The sequence below is a fragment of the Oleiphilus sp. HI0117 genome, assembly GCF_001635235.1.
In genome coordinates this window covers 1-11,061 of the sequence record NZ_LWGA01000797.1, presented here as the reverse complement: position 1 = coordinate 11,061, position 11,061 = coordinate 1, and the positions used below count along the sequence as shown (strand labels likewise).

The following is an 11,061-nucleotide window of genomic DNA, read 5'->3' as shown; positions in this document are numbered from 1 at the left end:
CCATCAAGATAATCCGTACAACCTGCAATAAAAAATAACGCTGCAGCTAAGATGGCACTCGATTCTATCGGCAAGTAATACGCTACGACAAAAACCGGAATAAGAACAATTCTGGAAACGGTAAGGATATTTGGTAAATTCATGAAAACTTCTAGCTGCCTTAGTAATACTTTATTTACGAGCTATGGAGCGTCAAATAGATATGCTCTGCCAAACTCGTGCTAATTCCTGATACTTTTGCTATTTCTTCGGTCGACGCCTTTTTGATATTCGAGACGCTACCAAAATACTGCAGCAACGCTTTTCGCCTCTTAGCCCCTACCCCTTCAATATTCTCTAACGTTGATTGACGCCTTGCCTTATCTCTACGATTCCGGTGCCCGGTAATCGCAAAGCGGTGGGCTTCGTCCCGTATTTGCTGAATTAAATGCAACCCCGGATTATCAGAAGCACAGTCTATCGTTTTTAAGTGGCCAGCCTTTTCAGGTATTAGCAATGTTTCAAAGCCGGGTTTACGCGTAACACCCTTGGCAACGCCAATTACATTAAGATCTGACAAGTTTAACCTGTCGAAGACCTCAAGTGCCAGATTTAGTTGACCTTTGCCACCATCAATTAAAATCAGGTCTGGTCGTTTATCGGGGTTATCTTTCAATGCCTTGTAGCGCCTTTCCAGTGTCTGACGCATTGCAGCGTAGTCATCCCCTCCGGTAATACCTTCAATATTATAGGTCCGATAGTCCGACTTCATTGGCCCCGCCTCATTAAAGACAACACAGGAGCCCACTGTTTTTTCACCTGAGCTGTGGCTAATATCAAAGCACTCCATGCGTTTGGGTCGATCCTCAAGCTGCAGTAGTTCCGCCAGAGCATCGAACTTATGAAACATGTTTTCTTTATTAGCCAAGTGCGTTTGCAGGGCATTTTCTGCATTCGTGCTCGCTAGCTTAAGCCATTGCGCCTTTAATTGTTTCACCTTGGTAGAGATTTTCACCTTCTTACCAACTACCTGCTCGATGGCTTCGGTAATCAATGCCTGATTACTCAATGATTCGTTTAGAACAATCTCTCCCGGAATATCTCTAGACTCATTCTGGCCAATATAATATTGCTCGACAAAGCTCGACAGCATTTCATTATTGCTCATCTCCAGAGACAACTTGGGGAAGTAGTTCTTATGGCCAAGAATTCGCCCGTTACGCACATAAAGCATTGATGCTACAACCGAGCCGCCTTTTGCTACGAGTACAACTACATCCAGGCTCTGCGTCCCACCCTCGGCAGACTGGCTTTCCTGAACATGTCGAAGATGCTCAATCTGATCTCTTATCTCTGCGGCCTCTTCGAACTTAAGCTCTATAGAAGCCTGCTCCATTTGCGAAATAAGCCTACGGATTAATTCAGGACTCTTTCCCTGCAGAAACATCTCAACACTTTTAACATCTTCCAGGTACTCTTCGTGACTAACCAAACCGACACACGGAGCTTTGCAGCGTTTTATCTGATACTGAAGACAAGGGCGAGAGCGGTTGTTGTAATAGCTATCATGACATTGGCGAACCTTGAAGATTTTCTCAAGCATGTTCAGGCTTTCTTTTACTGAACCAGAGCTTGGAAAGGGCCCGAAATAACGTCCAACCTTCCCTTTGCTACGCGCCCTTTTCATGGATAATGAAGGGTATTCTTTATCGCTTGCCAAATAGATATAGGGGTAAGACTTATCATCTCGCAAGAGAATATTGTACGGGGGCTTAAGGGTCTTTATCTGATTCTGTTCTAGAATCAGCGCTTCTGTCTCGCTACGGGTTAGCGTGACTTCTATTTTAGCGATTTTGCTGACTAGCGATTGAGTCTTAAGAGACAAACCCTGACGAGCAAAATAACTGGAAACACGTTTTTTGAGATGCTTTGCCTTACCAACATACAGTATGCTTCCGTCACTACCATACATACGGTAGACTCCCGGACTTGTAGTCAATCCAGATAAAAAGCTTTTAGAGTCAAATGAGGAAGATTCTGAGAAGGATTCTTGCAGATCAATTGGGTCGGTCGACATCTAACAAACCATTTCGCACAGCAAGCAAGGTCAATTCAACATCACTGGTGATATCCAGCTTTTCAAATATCCGATAGCGATAACTATTTACTGTCTTTGGGCTCAGACAAAGCTTGTCTGATATGCTCTGAACTTTCTGGCAATCCATAATCATCGTGGCAATCTGCAGTTCTCGCTCAGACAAACTGTCAAAAGGAGACGAGTTCGCTTTACCTAAGGCCATAGCCTGTGCAATATCAGGGCTAATATAACGCTCGCCGCTATGAACTTGCTTGATTGCCTTGATCATCTCAGAAATATGGCTGTTCTTCGAAACATATGCCGAAGCACCCGATTCTAAAACGTGGCTTGGGTAAGGATCATCAATACAAGCTGTTACAACTACGACTTTTGTTTGCTCATTTTGACGCTTTAGCCTTCGTGTTGCCTCTAGCCCACCAATGCCGGGCATTTTGAGGTCCATCAAGACAACGTCAGGGGAATGTTCGCGCGCTTTGCTTAAAGCATCTTCACCAGAAGATGCTTCACCGACTACCTCAATCGCACCGTCATCAAGCAACATACGCGCAATACCTGCACGAATCAGATCATGATCATCAACGACTAAGACTTTTATCAAAATAAATCACCCGCGAAAGCAACTAGAATTGTTAGACAATGAACGCGGAGATTATACAGCAATGCTTGTTAGTTTTGGTGACGAATTCAAGGTTTTCATCTTAAACCCCTGAGAATCAAGCCATTGAGAAGCTTCAAATTCACTCAAGCATACCGACGTTGCATAGGGGTGCTTAACCTTGAATATTTCTTCGAACTGATAGAGCAAGTGACTTCGGTTATTGCTACTAAATACAACAGCAATAGCCTTCATTCCTTTAATATAAGACCAAGCATTAAGCGCCTTTAGTGTTTCGATTTGAAACGACTCGGATAGAAGCATATCCATGCCCTTTAAGTTGATCACACAAGCCCACTCTCGGGTAAAATAGCGGTGAACCAAACGTTTATAACTAGCGACATAGTCTAAGGTATTCCCCTCATTCCATGTTCCAAGCATATCGATCGTCAAGATATCGTGCTTTGCATCGATCACAAAATTGGTTGTCTCTATGCGGCTCCCGCCTTCAACGCTAGAATTCGGGGATGAAGTATATGTAGACATGGCCTTTCTCAACATTCAATTACAATTCACACAGTACTTAACAAAAGTGTATGTCATCACAGCAATATAGCGAGTTTTACCAACAAAAAAACATAAATAAATTTAAATCAGGCATAAAAGCCATACTTTTAGAAGTACTTCACTAACTCCAGCTCTAAATAGTCTTCATCTCTTAGACCGTAAGTTTTCAATTGGTCGTCACTTTCGGCACCGTGAAACACGCGCGCTTCAATATTCAACTTAAGATCGCTCGCCAGTCGCTTGTTCGCCTCGAATGAAAACATCAATTCCTCAGTACGTGGATCAAAAATGACGCCCGTTAGGATTTCAGAGGAGTCTTCATCATTAAAGGCATAACGCCAACCGGCAAAAATATCTCGTTCAAAAGCGTGAGTTGCGTGCTCTTTACGGTCATCAAACATATATTCCAACACCCACCCCAGATCAGCAGAGCTTTCGAAAATACCCACTTGGGTATATTCAAAGCCAAATACTGCGGCGCTATATCGACCTTTTCTACCAAGAGCATCACCAAAGCCGGAATTGGTGATACCTTCAAACTTTAATAGCCAAGAGTCATAAATATATTGAAGTTCAATACCAGTCTGATCGATAAGATGATAATGAGGAACTAACTCAGAAAACGTAGCATTCGGGCGGAAACTGGCTTCACGACTCGTGCCGGAAAAATGAGATAAAGCAAACTCTAATTCACCGACATAATGTGAATAACGGACAGCAAAGTCACTATGCCATTCTTGTGCACCCGATGCATAGCTTGCTTCATCATTACTTACCGGCAAAGGGCTTGCAGATAAGCGACCATCTTCGCCAACGAAGGTTCTTTCGCGAAAGTACGGTAACCAGAAAAGGTCAATCGTTCCCCAGTCTCGCTCTAATGAAAACTTAAGCATCGCCTGACCGAGCTTGTCTTCGCCATCGGGGTTTTCAACACTGTCGCTTTGATTAACGATATCAACGAGATGCATAGATTCTGTGACACCCCAAAACACCTTACCGACACCCGCTTGCAACTCCCAGGAATCGCCATAGTAGGTCCAGAGCGCTTCGCGTAAGTCAAAATGAGTGCGCTCATCATCCTCAAAGTCGTAACGACCAAACACCTTGGCAACAAAGTCTCCTTGCCCTAATGATGTATCGAATTCTATCTGCCCGCTTAGGGAGCTTTGAAATTGACTCTGATCGGCAAGCCCCTCTTCCACAAAGGTACGCGCTTGAAAACCTAACTCACCTTCAACACTCGCGAGGGCATTGCCACTACTAAGCATTAAAGCACTCGTAAGAAGCAAAGTAGAAGTTTTGTGGAAGATGGTATTTATTTTATTTGTCGATAGATTCAAGTTTTCGCCCGCCTTTTACTGTGCAATTTCGCTACATCATGCATGGGTAAAAAATGGCTTTCAATAAAATATATGGAAAAGTTCTTTCCAAAACATTTACAAAATACATTTTACTGTATACATTTACAGGTACTGGTTATTCACACAGATAAACATTAACTCAACCTAACGGACTACACGGCATGCTAAAGCTCACCAAGAGACAAAGCGAAGTATTGCAACTCATCAAACAAAATATTGATGAAACAGGTTACCCACCTACTCGTGCGGAAATAGCTTTGGCACTTGGCTTTCGCTCTGCCAATGCAGCAGAAGACCATATTAAGGCACTAGCCAAGAAAGGCGCGATTGAGATTGTCCCCGGAGCCAGCCGTGGCATCCGCTTACCGCAAAGCGATATTCCCGAGGGTTTACCGATTGTTGGTCAAGTCGCTGCTGGTAACCCGATTTTAGGTGAGGAAAATATCGAAGACTACTGCACACTTGCGCCAGAGTTTTTCTCTCCTTCTGCTGACTACTTATTACGCGTAAGAGGTGAAAGCATGAAGGATATCGGCATACTCGACGGAGATTTGCTTGCAGTCCATAAAACCGAAACAGCTCGAAATGGGCAAATAGTCGTTGCCAGAGTGGGCGAAGAAGTAACGGTTAAACGTCTCAATAAAAACAAACACATCGTTGAGCTTATTGCCGAGAATGAAGAGTTTGATCCCATCGTGATCGACCTGAGAGAACAAGATGTAGTAATTGAAGGTCTGGGCGTAGGCGTTATCCGTAAGGAGGGTATCCAATGAAGCAGCTATCTATTTATGAGTCAGACTATCTTGACGACCTAAATACTATTAACCAATTTGGCCAAAGCCCGGTACAGCTAACTTACCCTGCTCAACCTTTAAGTTCTTCAACTTCTGGCGCCTCTCTAAGCAACGAGCAGACTGAGCATGTCGCAGCAAATGTCACGGAAATTATCATCGCTAAAGATAAGGCTGACTGCATTCAAATGGTTCTTCCTATGCTGAGCCAGTTAAATCAGGAACAACGCTGGCTTGCCTGGATTGACCCGCCTATTCAACTGCTCAAAAAGTGGCAAGAACAACACCAGGGGCTTGCAATGGAAGAAATTATGATTCTTCGCTCATCTGAATCTATATCGGCGATAGAATTAAGCAAACGCGCGCTTGAAGCAGGCACCTGCCACGCAGTAATTGCCTGGACAAACTCCCTATCAAATGAAGAGTTTGACTCGCTTGAGGGGGCGTCTGCAAAAGGAAATAGCCATGGAATAGTACTACGTTCCAGATAATCACCTTTGTACGCAACATATAAAGTTTTCTACTCGTTTTCTGTTAGTCGCTAGCCCTCGCACTTAGTGACCACTATTAAAGTTTCAAGGATCGAAACTTATTTTTCTCAAGCCAATACTATAAGACCTATAAGAAGATTTTCCGTCACAGCAATTATCCCATTATTAAGCCATTAGCATTATTACTTTTCCATATTTAGAAAAGTTATTCTTAGCTTCAAATATCTTTATTCATTGTATTCACACTGTTCAAAGCGTAGTATTCTAAATTCATGACCGCCGGTCACAACCTTTAAGTATAGTTATCATGCTCGCTACAGGCATTCTGCGGCAATAGAAACATTAGGTAGGTTACGCTATGATTGAACGCATAAGCCATTTTCTTGTTAAGTTTCGCTTACTGGTGGTATTCGCCTCATTGCTTGTGGTATTTCTTGCCGCCACAGGTTTACCGCAAACAAAATTTAGCTCCGACTACCGGATTTATTTTAGTGATGATAATCCCCACCTAAAAGCCTTCGAAGATTTACAGGCAACCTTTACAAAAAGTGACAACGTCATGTTTGTCCTCGCCCCCCAAGATGGCCATATATTTACTCGAGAGACTTTAAGCATCATTGAAGAGCTTACCGAAATGTCTTGGCAACTTCCCTACTCAATACGCGTGGACTCTATTACCAATTACCAACACACTATTGCAGAAGACGATGACCTTTTGGTAGACAACCTGGTTACAGATGCAAGCAATTTATCGAGCAGTGAAATTGCGTACGCAAAGAGTGTCGCACTCAATGAGCCCTCAATTGCCGGGCGCCTCATCGCCGCTAACGCCGATGTTACCGGCGTCAACGTTTCTATGGAAATGCCTGGGCTGGATCCTAGTAAAGAAACACCCGAAGTAGCCGCTGCAGCCTACGAGATTCAAGCTCATTTAAATCAAAAGTATCCCGACCTGACTGTATATGTGACCGGACAAATCATCTTTGACAATGCCTTCAAAGATGCGGCGATGTATGACTTATCGCATATCGTCCCCTTAGCATTTTTGATCGCCATCACCTGCATTGCGATCTACATGTTTGCTGCAAGCCGGAGCATCATTACGGTCTTCTCAGGTAGCTTTTCCATCATAGTTGTCATTATTACTTCAATCCTATTCGCGCTTGGTATCTCTGCGTGGCTGGGTATGGATATCACCACCGCATCCGCCAATGCACCAACAATGATTCTGACACTAGCAATCGCCGATTCGATTCATATCCTGGCATCTTTCTTCCAGCAAATGCAGTCAGGGAAAACCAAGGCTCAGGCTGTTATCGAAAGCTTACGTATCAATCAGCAACCCGTTTTTTTAACCAGTGTCACAACCGTAATTGGTTTCTTGTCTCTGAACTTTAGCGACTCCCCTCCCTTCCGGGACTTAGGAAATATTGTCGCCTTAGGCGTAATTGGTGCATGGGGATTCTCTGTATTGCTACTGCCTGCACTCATTATGCTTCTGCCATTCCGAGTTCAATCACGCGAGCATAAAGAAGGCGGCTGGACAGTTACGCTATCAAACTGGGTCATCAAACACTCTAAACGTCTACTCATTGGCACAATGGTTATTATGGCTGGCAGCATTTCTTTCTTACCTCAAAACGAATTGAATGACGTATGGGTCGAGTATTTTGACGAGCCAATGAGACAAAGACAGGCAGCTGATTTTACCAGAGAAAGGCTCACCGGCTTAGGCTACATATCCTTTATTGTTGAAGCCGAGGAAGAAGGTGGAATCAACGAGCCTGAGTATTTGGCAAACCTTGAAAAGGCAGCAAACTGGTTAAAGCTTCAACCAGAAGTTCAACACGTCTCGACCTTTACTGATGTCATGAAGCGTCTGAACAAAAATATGCATGGTGATGACCCTAGCGCATATAAACTCCCTGATAATGCAGAGCTCGCCTCACAGTATTTATTACTTTATGAAATGTCACTCCCTTACGGACTCGACTTGAACAATCAAGTGGACATCAACAAAGCCAAGACTCGTTTAACAGGCTATCTAGCGAAAACATCTACTTCGGAGCTTCTCGCTTTGGAAGAACGTGCTCAGAGCTGGTTTTCCGAAAATATTCCTAGCCTTAAATTTTCCCACGGGATAAGTAGCGATATCATGTTCGCTCATATTGGTCAGAATAACATTCGCTCCATGCTACAAGGTACATTTATCGCTTTAATCATTATCTCTGTTGTGTTGGCTTTCAGTTTACGCTCTGCATATTACGGCTTTGTTAGCCTACTTCCCAATCTCCTTCCGGCCTTAGTTGCTTTTGGTGTTTGGGGAATGACCGTTGCACAAATCGGTATTGGACTATCTGTTGTATTCGGAATGACCTTGGGGATCGTCGTCGACTACACCGTTCACTTTTTAAGTAAATTTTTACGTGCCAAGCGAGAGAATCAGCTATCTACCGAGGATGCGATTCGCTATGCCTTTAGTACAGTTGGCGTTGCGCTGTTGGTCACCACATTTATTCTATTTGCGAACTTTGCTGTATTAGCTATATCCGACTTCTCTATGAACTCCGATATGGGACTGATGACGGCCGTAACCATCGTTGTCGCTTTACTTGTTGATTTTTTCTTCCTTCCACCGCTTTTACTGTTTTTGGTTGGAAGTAAACGTAAAAAAGCTAAGCAAGATTTAACAATCGATGATCAAGGTATCCTAGATCAAAGAGCACCCTTAAATGGCTAAGTCACCTAAAAAGGTAACTCAACAAACTGATAGTGCTACTTTCTACTCATGGAAAGTACCGTTCCAAACGAAGTAAGGGATTTCAGTTTAACTAATCGACATTTTCGTATCTAATAGGCGCTAGCTTCTAGCATCATCATATAGTTTCTCAATGATGCTGCTGCAGTGCCAACTAACAAGATAACAAGACCGAGGACAATATCCATGCTATCTAACCTTTCTGCTCGCGGTGTAAAGAAATCCATCGCGATATTATCCTGCTTTACTGCCTTGAGCCTCTCAGGCAACACCTTTGCAGAAACACCTCAAGAAAAAGGTTTAGCTATCGCCATTGAATCTGATAAGCGAAACACTGGTTGGAAGGACTCTACTGCTGACATGACGATGACCTTACGCAACAAACGTGGTGAAGAAAGTGTTCGTGTTTTGCGCGTAAAATCCCTCGAAGTCGAAAATGATGGTGACAAAGGCTTAACCATATTTGATGAGCCTAAAACTGTTCGTGGTACTGCTTTACTGACGTTCTCGCACAAAGTTGATGCGGATGATCAGTGGTTATCCCTACCAGCACTAAAGCGTGTTAAGCGAATCGCGTCTAAAAACAAGTCTGGCCCATTCATGGGAAGTGAGTTTGCCTTCGAAGACTTAAGCTCACAAGAAGTTGAAAAGTATAGCTATGAGTACTTAAAAGACGAAGCGTGTGGCACAGAAACCTGCTTTGTTGTTAAACGCTTCCCAACAGATAAAAACTCTGGCTACACAAGCCAAATTGCCTGGATCGACCAGAGTGAATACCGCGTCCATAAAATTGAATTTTATGACCGTAAAAAAGCGCTACTAAAGACCCTCAACTCTAGTGATTACAATCAATATCTTGACCAATACTGGCGCCCGAATGTGATGAAGATGCAGAATCACCAGACAGGTAAAAGCACTGACTTAATCTGGAGCAATTTTCAGTTTTCTACCGGGCTAAGTGATAGTGACTTCACCAAGAACAGCTTGAAGCGCGCTCGCTAGTCTAATTTCCGCTCTATTGACCTAAACAGCACTGCAAAAAATGTACATCCAGTCACAGATAATGTGATTGTTTGTACATTTTTTCTTTTTTAGCTGCATAAACATCGCCCTGTCATACTCTCGCGTCTATACTGGCATCTTCATATTTTTAATAAAATAATACAGAACTAACCAGTAACACAGGCAGCACCCGAACTATGCAATCATTTCACGCTCCAAACCGCATCTTAATGGGCCCTGGCCCGTCAGATGTTTCCGAAAGAGTACTTAAAGCACTATCTCAGCAAACCATCGGTCATATGGACCCTAGCTTTGTATCGCTAATGAATGAGATAAAATCTCTTCTTCAGTACGTTTTCCAAACCAAAAACGAACTTACGATTCCGGTATCTGCACCAGGTTCATCTGGTATGGAAACCTGCTTTATGAATATGGTTGAGCCGGGTGACAAAATTCTTGTCTGCATTAACGGCGTATTTGGCATGCGCATGAAAGAAGTCGCGACTCGCGCAGGTGCTCAGGTTGAAGCCATCGAATTTGAGTGGGGCGAAGCTGTTGAGCCAGAAGTAGTAGACCAGAAGCTTTCAGAAAATCCTGATATTTCAATGATCGCTTTTGTTCACGCTGAAACCTCTACCGGTGTTCGCTCTGATGCAAAAGCCTTATGTGCAATAGCTCAACAACATAACTGTCTTTCAATCGTTGATGCCGTCACCTCTTTAGGCGGTTCTGATGTTCAAGTTGATGACTGGGGCATAGACGCAATTTATTCAGGCACTCAAAAGTGCTTATCTTGTATCCCAGGTCTCTCTCCGGTCAGTTTTAGCACTAAAGCAATTGAAAAGATCAAAGCCAAAAGCTCTAAGAACTACAGCTGGTTCCTCGATCTAAACCTGGTCATGGACTATTGGGGTGAAGGTGCTAAGCGTACTTATCACCATACTGCGCCAGTTAACAGTTTGTATGCACTACACGAATCGCTATTAATTCTTAAAGAAGAAGGTTTGGAAAGCGCTTGGGAACGTCATGAGCTGCACCATAAGGCACTGGTTGCTGGTCTAGAAGCGCTCGGCATTGAAATGCTAGTGCCTAAAGATATTCGCCTATCTCAACTTAATGCAGTGAAGATTCCAGAAGGTATTGATGATGCGACTGTTAGATCAACACTACTTAACCAGTACGACTTGGAACTTGGTGCAGGGCTAGGTAAGTTTGCTGGCAAAGCATGGCGAATCGGCTTAATGGGCAATGGCTGTAATCGTAAAAACGTTGATTACTGCGTTAGCTCTTTAGGCGCGGTGCTTAACGAACTTGGACATAGCTGCGATGTCGACGCTGCAATGTCTGCAGTAGAGAATGCATACCCATAACCCAATAGACAGGGCTAGGGTATGAGTAATCCACTCCTACCCTAAGCTT

At 43.5% G+C, this 11,061-nt stretch carries 10 protein-coding genes; 5 read left to right on the top strand and 5 right to left on the bottom strand.

Going from position 1 to position 11,061, the window contains the following annotated elements; genetic code table 11:
• From A3757_RS28105 to A3757_RS13065, 5 genes are all read right to left on the bottom strand, one after another.
• The coding region (locus A3757_RS28105) for a CDP-alcohol phosphatidyltransferase family protein (RefSeq protein WP_197470034.1) at positions 1 to 143 on the bottom strand (143 nt) is incomplete at its 3' end.
• A 32-nt stretch (positions 144 to 175) separates the two neighbouring features.
• Positions 176 to 2,056 (bottom strand): excinuclease ABC subunit UvrC, encoded by a 1,881-nt coding sequence (gene uvrC / locus A3757_RS13080; protein ID WP_068515799.1) that lies wholly within the window; start codon positions 2,054 to 2,056, stop codon positions 176 to 178.
• On the bottom strand, positions 2,037 to 2,675 hold the full coding sequence (uvrY, locus tag A3757_RS13075; RefSeq protein WP_068515802.1) for a UvrY/SirA/GacA family response regulator transcription factor: 639 nt from the start codon (positions 2,673 to 2,675) through the stop codon (positions 2,037 to 2,039). The genes uvrC and uvrY overlap by 20 nt, the downstream gene beginning before the upstream one ends.
• 51 nt (positions 2,676 to 2,726) lie before the next feature.
• A complete protein-coding gene (locus A3757_RS13070) occupies positions 2,727 to 3,218 on the bottom strand; it encodes a hypothetical protein (RefSeq protein ID WP_068515805.1) in 492 nt (163 codons plus the stop codon).
• A gap of 128 nt (positions 3,219 to 3,346) precedes the next feature.
• The gene (locus tag A3757_RS13065) at positions 3,347 to 4,507 is read right to left on the bottom strand and encodes a hypothetical protein (RefSeq protein WP_068515808.1); all 1,161 of its coding nucleotides are present in this window, start codon (positions 4,505 to 4,507) and stop codon (positions 3,347 to 3,349) included.
• A gap of 254 nt (positions 4,508 to 4,761) precedes the next feature.
• On the opposite strand from A3757_RS13065, the gene lexA reads away from it, so the two are divergent.
• From lexA to A3757_RS13040, 5 genes are all read left to right on the top strand, one after another.
• On the top strand, positions 4,762 to 5,373 hold the full coding sequence (gene lexA / locus A3757_RS13060; RefSeq protein WP_068511122.1) for a transcriptional repressor LexA: 612 nt from the start codon (positions 4,762 to 4,764) through the stop codon (positions 5,371 to 5,373).
• Complete coding sequence (locus A3757_RS13055; protein WP_068511125.1) at positions 5,370 to 5,882, top strand: cell division inhibitor SulA; 513 nt, start codon at positions 5,370 to 5,372, stop codon at positions 5,880 to 5,882. Before lexA ends, A3757_RS13055 begins: the two co-directional genes overlap by 4 nt.
• A gap of 358 nt (positions 5,883 to 6,240) precedes the next feature.
• On the top strand, positions 6,241 to 8,622 hold the full coding sequence (locus A3757_RS13050) for an RND family transporter (RefSeq protein ID WP_068515811.1): 2,382 nt from the start codon (positions 6,241 to 6,243) through the stop codon (positions 8,620 to 8,622).
• 204 nt (positions 8,623 to 8,826) lie between these two features.
• Positions 8,827 to 9,642, top strand: a complete 816-nt coding sequence (locus A3757_RS13045) for an outer membrane lipoprotein-sorting protein (RefSeq protein WP_068739759.1) — start codon at positions 8,827 to 8,829, stop codon at positions 9,640 to 9,642.
• Between the two features lie 197 nt (positions 9,643 to 9,839).
• On the top strand, positions 9,840 to 11,012 hold the full coding sequence (locus A3757_RS13040; RefSeq protein ID WP_082865477.1) for an alanine--glyoxylate aminotransferase family protein: 1,173 nt from the start codon (positions 9,840 to 9,842) through the stop codon (positions 11,010 to 11,012).
• Positions 11,013 to 11,061 lie beyond the last annotated feature (49 nt).

Coding starts and splice junctions, on each gene's coding strand:
- uvrC (WP_068515799.1), bottom strand. CDS start 2,056: ATGTCGACCGACCCAATTGATCTGCAAGAATCCTTCTCAGAATCTTCC.
- A3757_RS13070 (WP_068515805.1), bottom strand. CDS start 3,218: ATGTCTACATATACTTCATCCCCGAATTCTAGCGTTGAAGGCGGGAGC.
- A3757_RS13065 (WP_068515808.1), bottom strand. CDS start 4,507: ATGCTTAGTAGTGGCAATGCCCTCGCGAGTGTTGAAGGTGAGTTAGGT.
- lexA (WP_068511122.1), top strand. CDS start 4,762: ATGCTAAAGCTCACCAAGAGACAAAGCGAAGTATTGCAACTCATCAAA.
- A3757_RS13055 (WP_068511125.1), top strand. CDS start 5,370: ATGAAGCAGCTATCTATTTATGAGTCAGACTATCTTGACGACCTAAAT.
- A3757_RS13050 (WP_068515811.1), top strand. CDS start 6,241: ATGATTGAACGCATAAGCCATTTTCTTGTTAAGTTTCGCTTACTGGTG.
- A3757_RS13045 (WP_068739759.1), top strand. CDS start 8,827: ATGCTATCTAACCTTTCTGCTCGCGGTGTAAAGAAATCCATCGCGATA.
- A3757_RS13040 (WP_082865477.1), top strand. CDS start 9,840: ATGCAATCATTTCACGCTCCAAACCGCATCTTAATGGGCCCTGGCCCG.